This window comes from Streptomyces sp. KPB2, assembly GCF_003950055.1.
GTDB lineage: Bacteria > Actinomycetota > Actinomycetes > Streptomycetales > Streptomycetaceae > Streptomyces > Streptomyces salinarius.
The window spans coordinates 3400322-3422591 of sequence record NZ_CP034353.1 but is presented as its reverse complement, the minus strand read 5'-3'; the positions used below and the strand labels follow the sequence as shown (position 1 = coordinate 3422591).

Genomic DNA, 22270 nt, shown 5'->3' with positions numbered 1-22270 from the left:
AATGCCTCGTAAGGGCCCCGCCCCGAAGCGCCCGGTCATCATCGACCCGGTCTACGGTTCTCCTCTGGTGACCTCCCTGATCAACAAGGTGCTGCTGAACGGCAAGCGCTCCACCGCCGAGCGCATCGTCTACGGCGCCATGGAGGGTCTGCGCGAGAAGACCGGCAACGACCCGGTCATCACGCTCAAGCGCGCTCTCGAGAACATCAAGCCGACCCTCGAGGTCAAGTCCCGCCGTGTCGGTGGCGCGACCTACCAGGTCCCGATCGAGGTCAAGCCGGGCCGTGCGAACACGCTCGCCCTGCGCTGGCTCGTCGGTTACTCCCGCGCCCGTCGCGAGAAGACCATGACCGAGCGTCTGCTCAACGAGCTCCTCGACGCCTCCAACGGCCTGGGTGCCGCTGTGAAGAAGCGCGAGGACACGCACAAGATGGCCGAGTCCAACAAGGCCTTCGCGCACTACCGCTGGTAGTCGCTACCCACATCGAGACCGAGAGAAGACTGAAGCCTTATGGCTACCACTTCACTTGACCTGGCCAAGGTCCGCAACATCGGGATCATGGCCCACATCGACGCGGGCAAGACGACGACCACCGAGCGGATCCTGTTCTACACGGGTGTGTCGTACAAGATCGGTGAGGTCCACGACGGCGCCGCCACGATGGACTGGATGGAGCAGGAGCAGGAGCGTGGCATCACGATCACGTCCGCTGCCACCACCTGCCACTGGCCGCTCGAGGACAACGACTACACGATCAACATCATCGACACCCCGGGGCACGTCGACTTCACCGTCGAGGTGGAGCGTTCCCTGCGTGTGCTCGACGGTGCCGTGACCGTGTTCGACGGTGTCGCCGGTGTCGAGCCGCAGTCCGAGACGGTGTGGCGTCAGGCCGACCGTTACGGCGTGCCGCGTATCTGCTTCGTCAACAAGCTGGACCGTACCGGGGCCGAGTTCCACCGCTGCGTGGAGATGATCTCGGACCGCCTGGGTGCCCAGCCGCTCGTCATGCAGCTCCCGATCGGTGCCGAGGCCGACTTCAAGGGCGTCGTGGACCTGGTCCGCATGAAGGCGCTCGTGTGGTCCGCCGAGGCCGCCAAGGGCGAGATGTACGAGACCGTCGACATCCCGGCCACGCACACCGAGGCCGCCGAGGAGTGGCGCGGCAAGCTGGTCGAGGCCGTCGCGGAGAACGACGAAGAGGTCATGGAGCTCTTCCTGGAGGGCCAGGAGCCCACCGAGGAGCAGCTCTACGCCGCGATCCGTCGTATCACCATCGCGTCCGGCAAGTCCGACGAGACCACGGTCACCCCCGTGTTCTGCGGCACCGCGTTCAAGAACAAGGGCGTCCAGCCCCTGCTCGACGCGGTCGTGCGCTACCTGCCGACCCCGCTCGACGTCGAGGCCATCGAGGGCCACGACGTCAAGGACCCCGAGGTCGTCGTCAAGCGCAAGCCGTCCGAGGACGAGCCGCTGGCCGCGCTCGCGTTCAAGATCATGAGCGACCCGCACCTCGGCAAGCTCACCTTCGTCCGGGTCTACTCGGGCCGCCTGGAGTCCGGCACCGCAGTGCTGAACTCCGTCAAGGGCAAGAAGGAGCGCATCGGCAAGATCTACCGCATGCACGCCAACAAGCGTGAGGAGATCGAGTCGGTGGGCGCCGGCGACATCGTCGCCGTCATGGGCCTGAAGCAGACCACCACCGGTGAGACGCTGTCCGACGACAAGAACCCGGTCATCCTGGAGTCCATGGACTTCCCGGCGCCGGTCATCGAGGTCGCGATCGAGCCCAAGTCCAAGGGCGACCAGGAGAAGCTGGGTGTCGCCATCCAGCGTCTCGCGGAGGAGGACCCCTCCTTCCAGGTGCACACCAACGAGGAGACCGGCCAGACCGTCATCGGCGGTATGGGCGAGCTTCACCTCGAGGTGCTGGTCGACCGGATGAAGCGCGAGTTCAAGGTCGAGGCCAACGTCGGCAAGCCGCAGGTCGCGTACCGCGAGACGATCCGCAAGACCGTCGAGCGCGTGGACTACACCCACAAGAAGCAGACCGGTGGTACCGGTCAGTTCGCCAAGGTGCAGATCGCGATCGAGCCGATCGAGGGCGGCGACGCCTCGTACGAGTTCGTGAACAAGGTGACCGGTGGCCGCATCCCGAAGGAGTACATCCCTTCGGTGGACGCCGGTGCGCAGGAGGCCATGCAGTTCGGCATCCTGGCCGGCTACGAGATGACGGGCGTCCGCGTCACGCTCATCGACGGTGGCTACCACGAGGTCGACTCCTCCGAGCTCGCCTTCAAGATCGCCGGTTCGCAGGCCTTCAAGGAGGCCGCGCGCAAGGCTTCGCCCGTGCTCCTGGAGCCGATGATGGCCGTCGAGGTCACCACGCCCGAGGACTACATGGGTGAGGTCATCGGCGACATCAACTCCCGCCGTGGCCAGATCCAGGCCATGGAGGAGCGTGCGGGCGCCCGCGTCGTCAAGGGCCTCGTGCCCCTGTCGGAGATGTTCGGCTACGTCGGCGACCTCCGCAGCAAGACGTCGGGTCGCGCAAGCTACTCGATGCAGTTCGACTCCTACGCCGAGGTTCCCCGGAACGTCGCCGAGGAGATCATCGCGAAGGCCAAGGGCGAGTAACGGGCTACTCCGTTTAACGGACCCCGTTCTCACGCTTTAGGCTTGACCCCGGAGCCTGCATGGGGCATTCCGCCGCGAACCCGGCGGAATGCCCCCGGCACCCGGGCTTTCCAGCAAAGATCATCCTGGCGCCGATGAGTAAGGCGTACAGAACCACTCCACAGGAGGACCCCAGTGGCGAAGGCGAAGTTCGAGCGGACTAAGCCGCACGTCAACATCGGCACCATCGGTCACATCGACCACGGTAAGACGACCCTCACGGCCGCCATTACCAAGGTGCTGCACGACGCGTACCCGGACCTGAACGAGGCCTCGGCCTTCGACCAGATCGACAAGGCGCCCGAGGAGCGCCAGCGCGGTATCACCATCTCCATCGCGCACGTCGAGTACCAGACCGAGGCGCGTCACTACGCCCACGTCGACTGCCCCGGTCACGCGGACTACATCAAGAACATGATCACGGGTGCCGCGCAGATGGACGGCGCCATCCTCGTGGTCGCCGCCACCGACGGCCCGATGCCGCAGACCAAGGAGCACGTGCTCCTGGCCCGCCAGGTCGGCGTTCCGTACATCGTCGTCGCCCTGAACAAGGCCGACATGGTGGACGACGAGGAGATCCTGGAGCTCGTCGAGCTCGAGGTCCGTGAGCTCCTCTCCGAGTACGAGTTCCCGGGCGACGACGTTCCGGTCGTCAAGGTCTCCGCCCTGAAGGCCCTCGAGGGCGACAAGGAGTGGGGCAACTCCGTCCTCGAGCTCATGAAGGCCGTGGACGAGGCCATCCCGGAGCCCGAGCGCGACGTCGACAAGCCGTTCCTGATGCCGATCGAGGACGTCTTCACCATCACCGGTCGCGGTACGGTCGTCACCGGCCGCATCGAGCGTGGTGTCCTCAAGGTCAACGAGACCGTCGACATCATCGGCATCAAGCAGGAGAAGACCACCACCACGGTCACCGGCATCGAGATGTTCCGGAAGCTCCTCGACGAGGGCCAGGCCGGTGAGAACGTCGGTCTGCTCCTCCGCGGCATCAAGCGCGAGGACGTCGAGCGCGGCCAGGTCATCATCAAGCCGGGCTCGGTCACCCCGCACACCGAGTTCGAGGCCCAGGCCTACATCCTGTCGAAGGACGAGGGTGGCCGTCACACCCCCTTCTTCAACAACTACCGTCCGCAGTTCTACTTCCGTACGACGGACGTGACCGGCGTCGTGACCCTCCCCGAGGGCACCGAGATGGTCATGCCGGGTGACAACACCGAGATGAAGGTGGAGCTCATCCAGCCCGTCGCCATGGAAGAGGGCCTGAAGTTCGCCATCCGCGAGGGTGGCCGGACCGTGGGCGCCGGCCAGGTCACCAAGATCAACAAGTAAGTTCCGCTTGCTTGTCGGTCACCTGACCTGACATGGGCTGATGCCTGAGAAAGGGCCCGTACGACTTCGGTCGTACGGGCCCTTTCGCCGTGTCGTGGTGATGGCCACGACCCGATGGCGTCAACGGCCGCGGGCGGGGAGTCACTCGTTCGCGGGAGTCGTCGGCATATGTCTGCGGCCAGTGCCTCGGCGGTTCTAATTTCTGCCGCATGGTCAGTTCATCCCATGAGACGCTGCACCGGATCTTCCAGGAGGACCCGGGTCTCTTCGTACGCGCGGTCAAAGGCGTGGGCGTCACCTTCGCCGACCCCGTCGCGGCCGTCCCCTTTCCCACCGACCTCACCGAGAACCGCCCGGTGGAACGGCGCGTGGACACGCTGCTGCGCCTGGAGACCGGGGACGGCGCGAGGTTTCTCCTCGCCGTGGAGTCCCAGGGCAAGCCGGACTGGACAAGCCCGCGAGCTGGGCGTACTACCTGTCCCACCTGCACGCCAAGTACCGCCTGCCGCCGCTTCTCCTGGTCGTCTGCGCCGACCGCCGCACCGCCGACTGGGCGTCCCGGCACGTCGACATCGGCCCGGTGCAGTGGCCCTCGCTCACGGTGCGCCCGCTGGTCCTGGGGCCGGACAGCCTGCCGGTCATCAACAGCCCCGACGAGGCCGCGCGCGACATCCCCCTGACGGTCCTCTCCGCGGCCGTGCACCGCCGGGACCCGGATGCCGGTGCCATACTGAAAGCGCTGGCGACGGCACTGAAAGACCTGTCGGCCGACGACGAGAGCACCGCAAGCAAGTTCATCGAACTCACGGAACAAGGCCTCGGCACGACGCCGGCCGCGAACCTCTGGAGGCAGATCATGGCCGCCGACCTCTCCTTCTTCCAGTCGCAGACCGCGCAGAACCTTCGGGCGGAGGGGCGCGAGGAGGGGCGGGCGGTCGGCCGTGCCGAAGTCGTTCTGCTTCTGCTGGGGGATCGGGCGGTTGAGGTGTCCGAGGAGGCGCGGGAGCGCATCCTGGGCTGTCAGGACCTCGAAATCCTCGACGTCTGGCTCAGGCGGGCGACCACGGCGGTGTCGGTCGCCGAAGTGTTCGGGGACACCGAGGGATGAGCGGGACGAGTCCCGACCTCTCCTTCTTCCAGTCGCAGACCGCGCAGAACCTTCGGGCGGAGGGGCGGGCGGTCGGCCGCGCCGAGGCCATTCTGCTTCTACTCGGGGACCGGGGGGTCGAGGTGTCCGAGGAGGCGCGGGAGCGGATTCTGGGCTGTCATGACCTGGGTGTTCTCGGTGTCTGGTTCCGGAGGGCGATCACCGCGGTGTCGGTCGCCGAGGTGTTCGGGGCGTCCGACGCCGGCTGAAGTCCTGGTCATTCGCGGACGAGCGCGCGGCGGCGCGCCAGCAGCGCGGCGGCTGTGAGCGTCGCCGCCACGGTGAGTGTCGCGCAGGCACCCGCGACCGTGGTGACGGCCGCCCACGGCACGACCGGGGCGGCGGGTACGGCGAGCAGGTTCAGGGCGGCCCCCATGCCCGCCAGGTTGAGACCCGCGACCAGCAGCCCCAGCAGGGTGCCCACTGCCGTGACCGTCAGTGACTCGACGGCCAGCAGCCGCAGCACCTGCCCTTCGGTGGCGCCCGTGAGCCGCAGGACCGTCAGCTCGCGGACCCGGTCGGACGTCGCCGTCAGCATCGTGTTGACCACGGAGATCCCCGTGTAGAGCAGGGCGATGCCCAGGACCAGGAACAGACCGGCCCGCGTCGTGTCCTTCGAGCCGGGGGAGGCGGCCGCGGCCCACTGGTCCCCGCTCGCCACCCGTCCGCCCACCGGCGTCACCGCCTCGCGCAGCCCTGCGGCCACCGCGTCGGCGTCGGCGCCGTCGGCGAGGGCCACGTCCACCCGGTCGACGGGGGCGCCGGCGGCGGTGACGTAGACGCCGTTGTCTCCGGTGCCGGTGTGCATCACGGCGGCGATGCGCAGGGTCTTGCGCGTGCCGTCCCCGAGCCGGATCCGTACGCTCCGGCCGACCGTGTGCTCCTCCCACTCCTCGTTCACGATGATCGAGTGGTCGTCGAGGTCGGACACCTTGCCCGCGACGAGCGGGAGTCGGGTCGTGGCGGTGAAGGCCTCGGGGTCGGCGACGGCCCGCAGGTCGCACCTGATGAGGGCCACGCCGTCCTCCAGGGTGTACACCGCGCCCGACGAGGTCGGAGAGATCTCCGCCCCGGGCACCGCGCGCAGGCGGTCCAGGGCCGCCGCGTCGAAGCCCGTACCGGACGGCGCCGTGACCACGAAGGCGGCGGCGGTCCGCTCCCGAACCTCTGCGGCCTTCGCCTCGTTCAGGGTCGCGACGGCGCCGAGCAGGGAGCCCGTGAGCGCCACCGTGACCAGCACCGGCGCCGCGACGGCCGCGGTACGGCGTACCCCGGCCGCCGTGTTCGCCCGGACCAGCAGGCCCGTGGCGCCGGGCAGGCGGGCGGGCAACCAGGTGAGCAGCCGCGTCGCCGGGCGCACCACGACCGGTGCGAGCAGCGCGACCGCGGTGATCAGCAGCATCGGGCGGGTCACGTACGTCTTGCGGTGCAGCAGGTCGCCCGGGTCGCCGGCCAGTGAGACACCCAGCGTCACCAGCGCGGTCAGCAGCAGCCCCGCCCCGCACACCCACCGGCCCCGGGTCATCGTCCCGGTGTCGACGGACGCCTCGCGCAGGGCCTCGACGGGGGCGGTGCGTCCCGCCCGCCACGCCGCCGCCGTCGCGCCGCACAGGGCGACGCCGAGTCCCGTCCAGAAGGCCAGGTGGTACGGCCAGGTGGGGTCGCCGATGGTGAACCACGCCGGTGCGAGGCCGCGGTCCACCACGTGTGCGGCCAGGAGCGGCGCGGCGTACGCGCCGAGTACGCAGCCGGCCCCGGACGCGAGGGCGCCGACTCCGAGGGCCTCGGTCAGCACCATCCGGCGCAGCTGCCCCGGCGTCGCCCCGGCCGTGCGCAGCAGCCCGAACTCCCGGCGTCGCTGCGCCACCGCGAAGGCGAACGTGGACGCCACGACGAACACCGACACGAACGCGGTGACGCCGCCGGCGGTGCCGAACAGGGCGTTCAGGGCGGTCAGCGCCGTACGGTCCCGGTCGGGGTCGGGGTCCGCGTACCGGCGTTCGTCCCCGGCGAGCACGCGGACGCCCGCGCCGGCCGGCACCGAGTCCCGTACGGCCTGCCGTACGGCGGGCGCCTCCGCGTCGACCACCAGCTGCGCGCTGACGGGGGCGAGCCGGGAGGCCCGTACGTCGGTGAAGAAGACGGCGTCCTCGAATCCGAGGCCGGGCACCGTGCCCACCACGCGCAGCGTGCCCCGGTCCGTGCGCAACCGCTCGCCCGGCGCGGTCCAGTCGCCGGTGACGACGACCTCGTCGGCGGTGCGGGGCGCGCGGCCGGCGTCGAGGCGGTACGGGGCGAACGCGGCGGTGGACCACGGGTGGCCGACCAGGTCGCCGGGGGCGTGGCGGCTGTGGTCGCCGTGGTCGCCGTGGACGCGGACCGGGAAGGAACGGTCCTCGACGACGGTGCCGAGCTCTTTCAGGCGGGTCACGAGCGGCGCCGGTACGGGGTGGGGGCGCGCCAGCTTCTGCGTCTTCTCGCCGGAGGGCGTCGGCACGCGCAGGGTGTCCTGTCCCCGTACCACCACCGGTGCGGCGGCGAACCGCTCGGGTTCGCGGTCGGGCGCGTCCAGTGTGGAGGCCAGTGCCAGGCCCATGACCGTCAGGAGCGCTACTCCGAGGGAGAGGGCGACGAAGCTGCCGGTGAAGGCGGGCCAGCGGGTGCGTAGGGTGCGCAGGGCTGTGATCAGCACGGGGTGGCCTCCGGCCGGGGTGGGGTGGATGGTGCCGGTGTGAGCGGGAGGGGGTAGGGCGGGTAGGGCCTCGGTGTCGGTGGGGTGGGCCAGCGCTGGTGCGGGCGCGGGGGTGGGTCACGCGGCCCGGCGTTGCGGGGTGCCGCCTGCGCCCACCCGTGCCGCCCCAGCGGCACGACTGCCCGCAGCGGGGAGGGGGCAGCGACCGCCCGCAGCTACCGCGAGTGTGCGGCTGCTACGACGGGGACGGCTCCAGGCCGGTCAGGTGGGTGGCGATCGTGGTGGCGGTCGGGGCGGTGAGGTCGCCGTGTACGTGGCCGTCGACCAGGAAGACCACGCGGTCGGCGCAGGACGCGGCCACCGGGTCGTGGGTGACCATGACGACCGTCTGGCCGGTGTCGTCGACCATGCCGCGCAGCAGGGCCAGCACCTCCCGGCCGGTCCCGGAGTCCAGCGCCCCCGTCGGCTCGTCGGCGAACAGCACCTCCGGGCGGGTGATCAGGGCGCGGGCGAGGGCGACGCGTTGCTGCTGGCCGCCGGACAGTTCGGTCGGCCGGTGCCGGGCGCGGTCCGCGAGTCCGACCTGGCGCAGTGCCTCGCGCACCCGGCCCCGCGCGGGGCGACGGCCGGACAGCCGCAGCGGGAGCGCCACGTTCTGCGCGGCGGTCAGGGACGGCAGCAGGTTGAACGCCTGGAAGACGAAGCCGACGCGCTCCCGTCGCAGCAGGGTCAGCCGCCGCTCGCTCAGCCCCGTCAGCTCCGTGCCGCCGACCACGACCGACCCCGACGTGGGCCGGTCGAGACCGGCCGCGCACTGCAACAGGGTCGACTTGCCCGAGCCGGACGGTCCCATCACCGCGGTGAACGTGCCTCGCGGGAAGGTGAGGGAGACGTCGTCGAGGGCTGGCACCGCGCCGTCGCCCGCCCCGTACCGCCGGCTGACGGAGCGCAGCCGTACCGCGTCGTCGTCGCTGCCGTCCATGTCGTGCCCTCTCGCCGGTGCCGTATCGCTCGCTGACCGGCCCCAGACAACCGTTCGCGACCACGTCGGCGCAGTGCGGCAGGGGTGAGAAGAGGGGTAGGGCAGGCCATACCCCCGAGACGCCCACTGGGCCGATGGCCCCGGCGCGCGCACCGGCTCTACGGTGATCCGCATGCGTCCCCGCCCCCGCACCGGCCCCGGCACCGTGTGGCAGGCCCTGCCCGCCCGCGGCTACCTGCTCTCACCGTGGCCCTGGCGCGCCCTCGCCTACCTGGCGACCGGGGCGGTGGCCGGAGCCGCGACCCTGGTGGGCATCGTGGCCGCGGTCGCCGCAGGGGGCGTACTCGCCGTCGTCCTGGTGGGGTTGCCGCTGCTGGTGCTCACCGCCCTCGTCGGCATCCCCGTGGCCCGCCTGGAACGGCACCGGCTGCGCCTGATCGACCGCGCCCCCGCCCCCGCCCGCCCCGTACGGCAGCCGCCCGCCACCGGCCCGTGGCCCTGGCTGACCACCCGGCTGCGCGAGCGGGCGACCTGGCGGGAACTGGGCCACGCCCTCCTCTTCGCCCTCGTCCTGTGGCCGCTGGACGCGCTGGTCGTCGCGTTCGCGCTCGCCGCGCCCCTCCATCTCGCCGTCACCCCGCTGCTGATGGCCACGGCCGGCGGCGGCGAGGAGGCGAAGGTGCTCAAGCAGTGGACGGTCACCACCTGGCCGGCCGCGTCCGGCGTCGCCGCGCTCGGGCTGCTGCTCCTCGCCCTCGGCGGCTACGCGCTGGGCCTGGCGGCGGGCGCGCGGGCCGAGCTGACGCGCGTGCTCGTGGGCGCCCCGCGCGAGGACGACCAGGAGGCCAGGGTCGTCGAACTCACCCGCTCCCGCGTGCGGTTGGTGGACGCCTTCGAGGCCGAGCGGCGCCGCATCGAACGCGACCTGCACGACGGCGCCCAGCAGCGCCTGGTCGCCCTGACCATGGCCCTCGGCCTGGCCCGCCTGGACGCGCCGCCGGGACCGCTCGCCGACCAGCTCGCCAAGGCGCACGGCGAGGCGGGAAAGGCGCTGGAGGAGCTGCGCGAGCTGATCCACGGCATCCACCCGAAGGTCCTCGCCGACTACGGCCTGCCCGCGGCCGTCGCCGACGCCGCCGACCGTTCCGCCGTCCCCGTCGACGTCTCCCTGGAACTGCCCGGACGGCTGCCCCAGGCCGTGGAGGCCGCCGCCTACTTCGTGGTCTGCGAGGCCCTCGCCAACATCGGCAGGCACAGCGGCGCCACCCGCGCGGCGGTGACCGGCGGCCACCGTGACGGACGGCTCGTGCTGCGGGTCCGGGACGACGGCCGGGGCGGGGCGGACGCCGCGGCGGGCAGCGGGCTGACCGGACTGGCCGACCGGGTGTCGGTCCTGGATGGCAGACTCTCCCTGTCCAGCCCGCCGGGCGGACCGACCCTGCTGAGCGTGGAGATTCCGTGCGAGCCCTGCGATCCCCGCGACCACCGCGAGCGGACCGAGCCCTGCGCGTAGTGCTGGCCGAGGACAGCGTGCTGCTGCGGGACGGCCTGACCGGCCTGCTCGCCCGCTTCGGCCACGAGGTCGTGGCGGCCGTCGGCGACGCGGACGCCCTCGTCACCGCCGTACGGGAACACGACCCGGACATCGTCGTCACCGACGTCCGCATGCCGCCCGGCTTCCAGGACGAGGGCCTGCACGCGGCCGTACGCCTGCGCGGGGAGCGGCCCACGCTGCCCGTCCTCGTCCTCAGCCAGTACGTGCAGCGGACCTACGCCGCCGACCTGCTGGACTCCGGCGACGGCACCGGCGTCGGCTACCTGCTCAAGGACCGCGTCGGCCAGGTCGAGGAGTTCGTCGACGCGCTGGCCGAGGTGGCCGGCGGCGGCACGGTCGTCGACCCGGAGGTGGTACGCCAGTTGCTGCGCCGCCGCCGTGACCCGCTGGAGCGGCTCAGCCCGCGCGAGCGCGAGGTGCTGGCCCTGATCGCGGAGGGCCGGTCCAACGCGGCCATCGCCCGCGAACTCGTCGTCTCCGAGGCGGCCGTGGGCAAACACATCGGCAGCATCCTCACCAAGCTCGACCTGCCCCCGGCGACCGAGACCCACCGCAGGGTGCTGGCGGTGCTGACCTACCTGCGGGCCTGAGCGCGCTGCGCGCTGGTTCGGGCGCCACGGCCCGTGGCCCCGCGGCCGGTCAGTGCGGCAGGGCGATGCCGAACGCGTCGCCGTCACTGCCCGCAGTCCATCCCAGGTCGGCCTCGGCGAGGGCCTTGGCCGACTCCAGCGTGCCGGGCCGCACCTTGAGGACGGTGACCGTGCCGGCGCCGTTGCCGGGTGAACCGACCAGGGGCTCGCCCCGGCCGTTGCCGTCCGTGTCCAGGGCACCGACCGTCCAGCCGAAGTGATCGCCCTCGGACACGACTCCGGGCACGCCCGCCGTGTCCTGGTCGACCCACACCGCGCCCTTCGTGGTGATGCCCCCGGTGGCGTTGCCGAAGAGGACGAGGGCCGCTCCGGAGCCCTTCACCGAACCGATGGCCTCACTGCGCATGCCGACCACCAGGTCGTCCACACCGTCGCCGTCGAAGTCGCCCCCGGCGAGGGAGGCGGCGAAGTAGTCCTCGGTCTCGGGGCCGCCCGCGATCCCGGGGGTGTCCTGGTCGAAGAGCTTCACGCGGCTGTTGGCGGACATCCCGTGCGAGCCGCCGTAGAGCACGGCGAGTCGGCCCGCGGCGCCCTTGCCGCCGACCTGCTCGTCGGACACGCCGACGGCCACGTCCGCGTACGCGTCGTCGTTGAAGTGGCCCACCGCGAGGGCGCTGCCCGCGAACGCGCCGATGCCCGTGACATTGCCCGAGTCGACGTAGTCGCTGTCGGCCGGGGCGTCCTCGATGGGGCCGTACAGCACGTGCAGTGAGCCGCGGTCCGAACTGCCGGGGATCTGCTCGCCGATGGTCGCGACCACCAGGTCCCCGATGCCGTCACCGTTGACGTCGCCCACCGCCATCCGCTCCCCGAAGCGGTCCTCGGTCTCCGGGCCGCCGGGCACGTTGGGTGTGTTCTGGTCGAGCTGGACGGTGTCGGCGGCGTTGAGGCCGGAGGCGGTGCCGTGCATGAGCTTGATGGTGCCGGCGTTGGACTCGCCGCCCGCGAGGTCCAGGGGCTGGCCCACGACCAGGTCGCAGTAGCCGTCGCCGTCCACGTCGCCGGCGGCGAGCGAGTAGGCGAAGACCTCGTCCCAGCCGACCGTCCCGGGGTAGTCGGCGGTGTCCTCGGAGAAGGTCTCGGTGGTGCCGTTGTAAATGCCTCCGGAACCGCCGTAGTGCACGCTGAGCAGGCCGGCGCCCTCGGTGGTGCCCATCATCTCCAGCGGTGAGGACACCGCCAGGTCCGCGTAGCCGTCCGCGTCGAAGTCGCAACTGGCGACGGACTGGCCGAAGCCGTCGTCGGTCTCGGACGCGCCGCCCACGCCGGGGGAGTCCTGGTCGATGCGGACCGAGGTGCTCGCGGGGCCGGTGGAGGTGCCGTTGGCGATGACGACCGAACCGGCGCGCGGATGACCGCCCACCGAGTTGCCGGGCAGGCCCACGACAAGGTCGGGTGTGCCGTCACCGTTCAAGTCGTACGGCGCCGCGGCGCCGCCCGACCCGGCGGTGAGAACCGCCGCGGTCGCGGCGGCCGTGCAGACGAGCAGTGCGACGGCCGCGTACCAGACCCGGGGACGGCGCTTGGACGCTTTCTCTTCGGCCATGACTGCCTGACTGCCCTTCACTTCACTGCGGCCGCACGGAGGTTCCGGATGGCTCGAAGGCGTCGCCCGGACCTTGTGGCGGAGGTGTGGACCACTGTGGGGGAAATGCCCCCTCCACACGATGACGCCGCAGGTTATCCAGGTGATCGTCTCGACTTGATCACGGTCGTGGAGCGTATCGAGCGGGCTGCCGATGCTTGGCTGAAATTGTTTGTCGCAGGTCAGGCGGGGTAGCGGACGGTCTGGAGCTCCTGTGACCGGCCTGTGGAGGGCGGGCATGTCGGAGGATGTCGTTATAAATCCGTTGTCATGGTCATGGTTCAGTGGTCGCCCGATCATCTAGCGTGTACGCCGCCCGGGTGCCTCCCGCCTCTTCCGGTACGAGCGCACCCGGCCCCCTGCTTCCGGCCGATCGCCCCACCCGCGGGCGATCGGCCTTGTGGTTCCAAGGAGTTCCGTGCCCAGCCGCCCCCGCCACCGCTCCGGGCGCGCCAAGCGTGCCGTCGTCCTGACGTCCGGCAGCCTGCTGCTGGCACTGGGTGCCACCCTGCTGCCGCCGCCCGGGCTGACGCCGTTCGTGCACTCCGCCCAGGCCGCACCCTGGGACGACAGCACGCCGCCCGAGCAGCGCACCGGCACCGCGGCCGGTCGGAAGCACGAGGTGGGCGCGGGACGCACCGACGCCAACGGGCGGGGCGAGGCCGACCCCGCCCGCCTGGCGGTGGACGAGGACGCGCTGGCCCTGCACGACCCGGGCGCCGGGTTCACCCCCGTCGAACCGGAGATCACCACGCCCTCCCTGGCCCCCGGCAGCACGGACACGGACCGGCAGGCACCCACTGGCTACGATCCCGCCGCCAGTGTCGAGCTGCCGGGCGAACGCACCGCCACGTCCAAGGAGTTCCGCAACACCGACGGCACCCGCACCACCCGCGTCTACACCGAGCAGGTGCACTTCCGGGCCGCGGACGGCACCTGGCAGCCGATCGACACCTCACTCGTCCCGGCGGCCGACGCCGAGGGCACGCCGGTGACCACGGAGGCCGGTGACGACCGGCTCGCCGCCGCCGCCGACGACACCGGACTCACCCTGGGGACCCGCGGCGACGACCCCGCACTGGCCACGCTGCGGGTGGACGGCGGACGCCACGAGGTCGGCTTCGGTCTGGCGGGCGCGGCCGGCGCCAAGGCCGACGTCCGGGACGACACCGCGCACTACGAGGACATCCGCCGGGACTCCGACCTGGCCCTGGAGGCCGCACACGGAGCGGTCAAGGAGACGATCGTCCTCAACTCGCCCGACGCGCCCAGCACCTGGACGTTCCCGCTCAGCCTCGACGGACTCACCCCGTCGCTCGACGAGCACGGAGCCGTCCTGCTGAAGGACACGGCCGGCCGGACGCAGGCAGTCATCCCCAAGGGGTGGATGGAGGACTCCGGGCACGACGCGACGACCGGGGGCCCCGCCCTGTCCGGCGACGTCGACTACCGGCTCGTGGAGAGCGACGGACAGTGGTCGCTGAAGGTCCAGCTGGACGAGGCCTGGCTGGACTCCCCGGACCGCGTCTACCCGGTCCGGGTCGACCCCAGCGTCGACGACGTCGACGACAACGGCGACTCCTTCGTCCAGAACTCCTGGCCGGACAACAACTTCGCGGGCGACGACGAGCTCAAGATCGGCAGCTACGACGCCGGCACCAGCCGGGCCATCAGCTACCTCAAGTTCGACAACGTCACCAGCAGGCTGAGGAACCGCCACATCCTCGACGCCGACCTGCGCCTGTACAACGTCTGGTCCTCCAGCTGCAGCGCCCAGAAGATGACCGTCCACCGGGTGACCGGGTCCTGGAGTTCCACCACGGTCACCTGGAACAACCGCCCGCCCAGCTTCGACCACCAGATCGCCTCGGACTCCTTCGCCTACGGCGTCAACTGCGGCGGCTCCAAGTGGCGCGTCCTCGACCTCGGCAAGAAGGGCGTCGACCTGGTCGAGGGCTGGGTCCACGGGTCGATCGCCAACCAGGGCCTCGCTCTGTGGGCCGACTTCGACACCAGCGGCCCCTGGAAGCGGTTCGGCAGCGCCAACTCCGCCGACAAGCCCTACCTGACCGTCACCCACACCGGGTGGGGAGCGCAGTACACCGTCGGTTCCCAGACCGCCCCGCTGACCGGCGGCCAGAGCGGCGAGATCAACGTCAAGGTCAAGAACCTCGGCGACTTCACCTGGGAGCCGCTCGGCTGGAACGAGGTCCGGCTCGGCACCCGCGTACGCGACTACAGCACCGGCGAACTGATGGGACAGGAGGCCTTCACCCGCCTCAACGAGCGTCTCACTCCGGGCGACGACACCACGCTCGGCGCGCGGATACCCCCGCTGCCGCCGGGCAAGTACAAGGTCAGCTTCGATCTGCAGCGGCTGCGGGACCAGAGGTGGTTCTCCAGCGAGAAGGTGCCGGCCGCCACGATCAGCATCACCTCCCAGGACATCGGCCCGCGCATCACGGACGTGTACCCGAACCCGGGCGGACAGGTCGGCAGCCTCACCCCCGCCCTGTTCACCGACTCGGAGAGCATCGACCACTACCCCTCCGGGGCGGACATCGAGCACTACTTCGAGGTCTGCGCCGGTACAGCGAAGGCACCCACTGGCTGCGTGAACTCCGGCTGGACCGGGCGGCGGACCTGGAACGTGCCAGCCGGCAAGCTGACCTGGGGCAAGCAGTACCTGTGGCGGGTCAAGGCCCGGGAGAATGGCCTGTCGACCCCGCTCAGCCCCTTCTACACCTTCACCACCGCCGTCGAGCAGCCCGCCGTCACCTCGCACCTGGGCGGCCAGGGACCCGGCGGCTCGGGCCGGGAGATCGACCCCGGCATCGGCAACTACACCACGACCGACACCGACGCCACCGTCGCCACGGTCGGCCCCGGCCTGACCGTCACCCGCACCTACAACAGCCGTGACCCGCGCTCCGACAACGCCTTCGGCGCCGGCTGGTCCACCCGCTACGACATGCGGATCGAGCCGGACGGCGACGGCACCGGCAACGTGGTCGCCACCCTGCCCGCCGGCCGCCAGGTCCGTTTCGGCAAGAACCCCGACGGCAGCTACGCGCCCCCGTACGGCAGCTTCTCCACCCTGACCGCCGAAACCGGCGGCGGCTGGCGTCTCACCGACAAGGAGCAGACCGCCTACGTCTTCGACGCCGACGGCCGGCTCACCGGCACCACCGACTACCGGGGCCGCGCCCAGACCCTCGCCTACGACGCCGACGGCGACCTCACCACCGTCACGGCCACCGGCGGCCGGGCCCTGCGCCTGACCTGGGCCGACGGCCATGTGGCCACCGTGAGCACCGACCCGCCCACCACCGGCGCCGAGCCGCTGACCTGGACGTACACGTACGACGGCGACCGGCTCACGCTGGTCTGCGGCCCCGAGGACACCCTTGGCGCCTGCACCACATACGGCTACGGCGACGGCTCCCACCACCGCACCGTCGTCCACGACGCGGGCCCGTTCTCCTACTGGCGTCTCGACGAGGAGGACGGCGCCACCGACGCGGCCAGCGACCTGCCGCTCGACCGCGACGAGCACGCCGCCACCTACCGGGACGTCACGCTTGGCGGCGCCGGCGCGCTCGCGGGCAGCCCCGACACCTCGGCCGCCTTCAACGGCACCTCGTCCTACGTGCAACTGCCGGACCAGGTGGTCTCCGACACCCCGTACCTGACCGCCGAGCTGTGGTTCCGCACCACCGGCAGCGGTGTCCTGCTCAGCTACCAGGACCACACCCTGGAAGAGGCCACGACCGGCAAGTACACCCCAGCCCTGTACGTCGGCACGGACGGCAGGCTGCGCGGCGAGTTCTGGAACGGCACCTCCGCGCCCCTGACCTCCGCCGCCCCCGTCAACGACGGCGCCTGGCACCACGCGGCGCTCACCGCGGCGGGCAACACCCAGACCCTCTACCTCGACGGGAAGAAGACCGGCAGCCTCAGCGGCGAGATCACCCAGTACGACCAGCGCTTCGTCTACCTCGGCGCCGGCTACTGGAACAACTGGCCCGCCACCACCGGCACCGTCGGCCACTTCGCGGGCGACATCGACGAGGCCGCCGTCTACTCCCGTCCCCTGGGTGCCCGCACCGTCGCCGAGCACCACGCCGCCGCCCGGGTCGCCCAGCAGCTCACCAAGGTCACCCGGCCCGACGGCCGGACGCACGCCGAGGTCGTCTACGACACGGTCCACGACCGCGTGTCCGCGTACACCGACGCCAACGGCGGCACCTACCAGCTCTCCGACCTCGCCGTCACCGGCACCGAGGACGCCCTCGCCACCGACGATCAGCCGGCCGTCGCCGGGACCACCACCCTCACCGTCACCGTCACCGACCCCGACGAACGGAAGTCCGGCTACACCTACGACCCGCTGCAGGGTAACCGCCTGATCGCCCAGACCGACGCGCTCGGCCACACCGCGCGCTTCGCCTACGACACCGGCGGCTTCCTCGCGGCCACCACCGGACCCGACGGCTCGGTCACCCGGTTCGGCAACGACGAGCGCGGCAACCGGATCTCGCAGACGACCTGTCGCGAGACCGGCGACGACGGAACCTGCCACACCTCGTACAACAGCTACTTCCTGAACGCCGACGATCCGCTCGACCCCCGCAACGACCAGCTCACCGCTGTCCGCGACGCCCGCTCGGCGAGCGCGACGGACGACACCTACAAGACGACCCACGCCTACGACGCCCACGGTGACCGGACCTCCACCACCACCCCGGCCGGCACCGAGTCCTTCACCTTCACCGACGGCACCGAGACCGCCGTGGGCGGCGGCACGGTCCCAGCGGGCCTGCTCGCCACCAGCACCGACGCGCGGGGCGCGGTCACCCGCCGCCAGTACACGGCGGCCGGTGACCTGGCCAAGGTCACCGACCCCCGGGGCGCCGTCACCGAGTACACCTACGACGCCCTCGGCCGTGAGACCGGCACCAAGGCGGTGTCCGACGCGCACCCGGACGGCGTCGCCACGACCACCACGTACGACGGAGAGTCCCGCCCGCTGACGGTCACCGGCCCAGTCACCACCAATCAGGTCACCGGCACCGACCACCGGACCCGCACCACGTACACCTACGACGCCGACGGCCGAGTCCTGACGGAGTCCGTCTCCGACCTCCTCGACGGCGACACCACCCGCACCACGAAGCGCGCCTACGACACACACGGCCGACTCGCCACCCTCACAGGTCCCGAGGGCGCCGAGGAGACCTACGCCTACGACGTCTACGGCCGGCAGACCGGCCGCACCCTGCCGGGCGACCGGACGTTCCGGTACACCTACACGGCGCTGGGGTCCCTCGCCACGGTCACGCTGACCGGCTTCACCGGCGATCCAGGCGACCCCTCCGACCCCCGCGACGTGGTGCTCGACTCCTACGCGTACGACCAGGCCGGCCGCCTGGCCGAGCACACCGACGCGATGGGCCGCACCACCCGCCACACCTACTACGACGACGGTCTGCCCGCCCAGGAGATCCTCACCGGTTTCCACGACCCGGACGGCACCACCCGCGACCTGGTCCTCAGCGACCGCGCCTACGACGCCGCCGGCCACCTCGTCCGAGAGACCACTGGCAACGGCCGGGTCACCACCACCTACGAGGTGGACGCCGCCGGACGCGTCACCGCCGATGTCCTCGACCCGGGCGGCCTGGCCCGGCGCACCGCCTACACCTACGACGCCGCCGGCGGCGTCCGGACCGTCACCCGCACGGGCGGCACCCGCACCGAGAGGATCACCTACGACCGTGACACCGCTGGTGACCTGACCCGGCAGACGGTTGAGAACGGCACCGCCGACCTGGTCACCACGTACGAGGTCGACGACCGCGGCCTGGTGGTCTCCACCACCGGCCCGCGCGGCAACGCCGCCGGCGCGGACCCTGCCGCGTTCACCATCGAGCGCGCCTACGACGCGCTCGGCCGCCCGGTCCTCACCCGCGCGGCCCCGGTCACCGCCGAGACCCGGCAGACCGAGGCGGCGACGGTACGCCCCACCACCACCGTCGGCTACAACGCCTTCGGCGAGACCACCGACGTCAGCGACCCGAACGGCCACGTCACCCACACCGCGTACGACCGCGCGGGCCGCGCCACGAGCACGACCCTGCCCGACTACACTCCGCCCGGCGCCACGTCCGCGCTGCCCGGCACGGCGACCCGCGCCTACGACGCGGCGGGCAACCTGGTGAGCGAGACCGACCCCCTGGGCCGGGTCACGTCCTACGCCTACGACCAGCTCGGCAACCTCGCCCGGGTGACCCTGCCCGCTCCCGAGGAGGGCACCCCCGCCCCGGTGTCGACGTTCACCTACGACCTGCTGGGCGAGCAGCTGTCCACCACCGGCCCGACCGGCGCCCGCACCGAGGCCACCTACGACGACCTCGGTCGGCAGATCACCTCGACGGTGCTCGAACGCCGCCCGGCGCAGGGCGCGTTCACGACGACGTACACCTACGACGACGCGGGCAACCTGCGCACGACGAAGAGCCCGACCGGCCTGACCACCACCAGCACCTACAACGCGGCGGGAGACCCGCTCACCGTCACGGACACCGCGGGCGGTGTCACGGCGTACGGCTACGGCCCCACCGGCCTGCCCACCTCCGTGACGACCCCGCAGGGCCGCACCACGCGCACCACGTACGATCCGGCGGGTCGCGTGACGGAGGTCCGCGACGAGGACGGCGCGGGCAAGGTCCTGCGCACCACGACCTCCGCCTACGACGCGGCCGGCCACCCAGTCGCCGTCACCGACGCCCTCGGCCACACGGTCCACCAGACGTTCGACGCGACGGGGCGCCTGACCGAGCTGGTCGAGCCGGTCGACGCCGACACGTCGATCACCACGACCTACGGCTATGACGCGGCGGGCAACCGCACCCGTTTCACGGACGGCAGGAACAACACCACCTGGTACGGCTTCACCAGCAGGAACAGCCTGGAGTCGGTGGTGGAGCCCGCCACCGAGGCCCACCCGGACGTGCCAGACCGCACCTGGACGACCGTGTACGACGCGCTCGGCCTCCCGGTGAGGGAACTCCAGCCGGGCGGCGTGACGGTCGAGCGGACCTTCGACGCGCTGGGCCGCGTCACCCGGTCCACTGGTTCGGGCGCCGAGGCGGCGACGAGCCCGGACACCTACGGCTACGACGCGGCGGGCAGCCTCACCTCGGCGAGCGCGCCCGGTGGCACGAACACCTACACCTACGACGACCGCGGGAACCTGCTCTCCGCCGACGGCCCGTCCGGCACGGCGACCTTCGCCTACGACGAGGAGAGCCGTCTGACCGGCCGCACGGACGCGGCGGGACGTGGGACCTTCGGCTACGACGTCGCGGGCCGGCTGAAGACGGCTGCCGACCCGCTGACGGGAACGATCCGGACGTACGGCTACGACGCGGCCTCCCGTCTGACGTCGGTGGCGTACGGCAGCACCGGCGCGGCGCGCGGGTACGCCTACGACGTCCTGGACCGCGTCACCTCCGACACCTTGAAGGCACCGGGCGGTACGACGACGGCGTCCGCCGCCTACGCCTACGACGAGGCGTCCCGCCTCACGGGCGAGACCACCACGGGCACGGTGGGCGCGGGCTCCCAGACCTACGGTTACGACTGGGCGGGCCGGCTGACCGGCTGGACCGCCGCCGACGGCACCAAGACGGCGTACACGTGGGACGCGGCGGGCAACCGCACCGGCGCGGGCGGCGTGCCGGCGACGTACGACGCGCGCAACCGCCTGCTGGCGGCCGGGGACGTCACGTACACGTACTCGGCGCGCGGCACCCGTACCGGCAGCAGTGACGCGAGCGGCACCCACGCGGCGCGGTTCGACGCGCTGGGCCGGATGGTGGCGGCGGACGGCACGGCGTACCGGTACGACGCGCTGGGGCGCCTGGTACGACAGGGCGACGCGTCGCTGACGTACGCCGACCAGTCCAACGCCCCCGTCGCCACGGCTGCTGGGCCGGTCTTCCGCGACCCGTCCGGCCAGGCCCTGTCCACGGCGCACCCGGACGGTACGAACGCGGCGGCCCTGCTGTCCGACCTGCACGGCGACGTCGTCGGCGCCTTCACCGCCGCGACCGGCACGGTGACCGGGTCGAAGGGCTACTCCCCCTTCGGCCAGGTGACGGGTTCCTCGGGCAGCACCGGCCCGCTGGGCTACCAGGGCGAGTACACCGACCCGGGCACCGGACAGGTCAACATGCACGCCCGCTGGTACGACCCGGCGGCCGGCGGTTTCTCCTCCCGGGACTCCTGGACGCTGAGCCCCGCCCCGTCGGTCAACGCCAACCGGTACACCTACGCCGGCGGCAGTCCGTTGCTGAACACCGACCCCAGTGGGCACGACACCTGCTTCCTGGGCGTGTGCGTCGACATGGACTGGGTCAACAAGGGCATCGACGAGGCCGAGCGCTACGCCAACTCGGCGGGCAGCGCCGCCAGGTCCGGTGCCCGCTGGGTCACCCGGCACCCCGGCAAGGTGCTCAGGTTCGCCGGCAAGCGGGCCCTCGGACCGATCGGCTGGGCCTGGGACGCGTACGACCTGTACAAGAGCCTGACGAACAAGCCCAGGACCCACTTCGCCCCGATCCGCCCGTACAACAACTACTCCACGGGCCCCTACCGCGGCTCCCCGGTCAGTCCGGGCAGCGGCTACCGCATCGGCTACCTCGGCTCCGGTGGTGGTGGCGGAGGCGGCGGCGGTGGCCTCGGCCCGGGCGGCGGGCTCGGCCCGTGTGTCCACGGCTGTGTGGACGCCGGACCTCCGCCGCCCCCGCCCCCGCCTCCGTGGGCGGACATGATCGCCGACGCCCTGAGGAAGGAGGCGCCCAAGCCGGTCAGCAGGGCCACCACGGACAAGGAGTACGCCGAGTTCGTCGACGATTCGTTCACCACGGTGATCAAGGAATTCGAGACCTCGGCCAAGGACCTCGCGGCGTACTTCAAGTACTTCCCCGACAGCTCTGGCGTCTGCACGGGCGGCCTCATCGGTTTCCAGTGCTCCGGCAACGGGAACTTCCTCGACCCCGACACGGGCGCCGCCTACTGCAACCCCGCGGCTGGCTGGACCGTCGGCAACACCTGTCTGACCTCGGCCCACGGCAGCGGCGCCATGCCTGGGGGCTCCACCGGGCAGGCGGAGGACCGTGCGAGTGCCGCCGCGGCGCTGAAGGCACGTGTGGACGCCCTGCACCGGCTGCTCCCGAAGTCGGCGCAGGGCCGACGCTCCACGGCGATCATCAGGGCGATGGACCAAGAGGGGACCATCCACGATGTCGTGGGCTGGAGTGGTGACGCCAAGCGCGGTCTGGACCGCCTGATCAGGGAGGGGCTGCAGGGCAACGAGGAGATGGCCGACCGCGTCGCCGGCGATGCCGAGACCAGTGCGCTCAACCACATCCGCGACAGGAAATGGACCCCAGTGGCAGGCGCTGCGAACAGGCCGGTCTGTCCTTGGTGTCAGAACACGCTGTTCGACCTGTTCAGCAGTTCGGTCGGTCCTGCCCGCCTCGTCGGCCCCAGTGATCCGACTGCTATTCTGCGGCGCATCCGATCCGCCCCCGATGGCAGCAAGTTGACAGGGCAGAGTCAATTTATATGGGATTGAGCAGAGGGAC

11 protein-coding genes are annotated in these 22270 nt (G+C 71.6%); 8 read left to right on the top strand and 3 right to left on the bottom strand.

What is annotated here, in order from left to right; all coding sequences use genetic code 11:
- The first annotated feature begins 1 nt into the window (after position 1).
- From rpsG to D1J63_RS14935, 5 genes are all read left to right on the top strand, one after another.
- Entirely contained in the window at positions 2–472 is a 471-nt protein-coding gene (gene rpsG, locus D1J63_RS14955; RefSeq protein ID WP_003974303.1) for a 30S ribosomal protein S7, read from the top strand.
- A gap of 39 nt (positions 473–511) precedes the next feature.
- Positions 512–2638: an elongation factor G gene (gene fusA / locus D1J63_RS14950; RefSeq protein WP_102929271.1), complete on the top strand. Its 2127-nt coding sequence runs from the start codon at positions 512–514 to the stop codon at positions 2636–2638.
- A 174-nt stretch (positions 2639–2812) separates the two neighbouring features.
- On the top strand, positions 2813–4006 hold the full coding sequence (gene tuf, locus D1J63_RS14945; protein ID WP_007443930.1) for an elongation factor Tu: 1194 nt from the start codon (positions 2813–2815) through the stop codon (positions 4004–4006).
- Positions 4007–4586: 580 nt separating this feature from the next.
- Positions 4587–5114 carry a hypothetical protein gene (locus D1J63_RS37660; RefSeq protein ID WP_346656448.1) on the top strand — a complete coding sequence of 176 codons (528 nt, stop codon included), beginning with the start codon at positions 4587–4589 and terminating at the stop codon, positions 5112–5114.
- Positions 5111–5362, top strand: a complete 252-nt coding sequence (locus tag D1J63_RS14935) for a hypothetical protein (protein ID WP_125629243.1) — start codon at positions 5111–5113, stop codon at positions 5360–5362. Before D1J63_RS37660 ends, D1J63_RS14935 begins: the two co-directional genes overlap by 4 nt.
- An 8-nt stretch (positions 5363–5370) precedes the next feature.
- Here the strand turns inward: D1J63_RS14935 and D1J63_RS14930 are convergent, their stop codons facing one another.
- Complete coding sequence (locus D1J63_RS14930) at positions 5371–7845, bottom strand: FtsX-like permease family protein (protein ID WP_164712847.1); 2475 nt, start codon at positions 7843–7845, stop codon at positions 5371–5373.
- Between the two features lie 235 nt (positions 7846–8080).
- Positions 8081–8827, bottom strand: coding sequence for an ABC transporter ATP-binding protein (locus tag D1J63_RS14920; RefSeq protein WP_125629242.1), 747 nt, complete (start codon positions 8825–8827; stop codon positions 8081–8083).
- A gap of 172 nt (positions 8828–8999) precedes the next feature.
- Here D1J63_RS14920 and D1J63_RS14915 point away from each other — a divergent pair, with 172 nt between their 5' ends.
- Positions 9000–10340, top strand: coding sequence for a sensor histidine kinase (locus D1J63_RS14915; protein WP_125629241.1), 1341 nt, complete (start codon positions 9000–9002; stop codon positions 10338–10340).
- A complete protein-coding gene (locus D1J63_RS14910) occupies positions 10340–10972 on the top strand; it encodes a response regulator transcription factor (RefSeq protein WP_125629240.1) in 633 nt (210 codons plus the stop codon). The genes D1J63_RS14915 and D1J63_RS14910 overlap by 1 nt, the downstream gene beginning before the upstream one ends.
- Before the next feature lie 49 nt (positions 10973–11021).
- Here the strand turns inward: D1J63_RS14910 and D1J63_RS14905 are convergent, their stop codons facing one another.
- Positions 11022–12578, bottom strand: coding sequence for an FG-GAP and VCBS repeat-containing protein (locus D1J63_RS14905; RefSeq protein ID WP_164712846.1), 1557 nt, complete (start codon positions 12576–12578; stop codon positions 11022–11024).
- 457 nt (positions 12579–13035) lie between these two features.
- Between D1J63_RS14905 and D1J63_RS14900 the strand changes: the two genes are divergently transcribed.
- Positions 13036–22260, top strand: a complete 9225-nt coding sequence (locus D1J63_RS14900) for a DNRLRE domain-containing protein (RefSeq protein WP_125629238.1) — start codon at positions 13036–13038, stop codon at positions 22258–22260.
- Positions 22261–22270 lie beyond the last annotated feature (10 nt).

Excerpts from the sequence above, each read along its gene's own strand:
- D1J63_RS14920 (WP_125629242.1), bottom strand. The coding sequence starts at position 8,827 with ATGGACGGCAGCGACGACGACGCGGTACGGCTGCGCTCCGTCAGCCGG.
- D1J63_RS14905 (WP_164712846.1), bottom strand. The coding sequence starts at position 12,578 with ATGGCCGAAGAGAAAGCGTCCAAGCGCCGTCCCCGGGTCTGGTACGCG.
- D1J63_RS14935 (WP_125629243.1), top strand. The coding sequence starts at position 5,111 with ATGAGCGGGACGAGTCCCGACCTCTCCTTCTTCCAGTCGCAGACCGCG.
- fusA (WP_102929271.1), top strand. The coding sequence starts at position 512 with ATGGCTACCACTTCACTTGACCTGGCCAAGGTCCGCAACATCGGGATC.
- D1J63_RS14915 (WP_125629241.1), top strand. The coding sequence starts at position 9,000 with ATGCGTCCCCGCCCCCGCACCGGCCCCGGCACCGTGTGGCAGGCCCTG.
- rpsG (WP_003974303.1), top strand. The coding sequence starts at position 2 with ATGCCTCGTAAGGGCCCCGCCCCGAAGCGCCCGGTCATCATCGACCCG.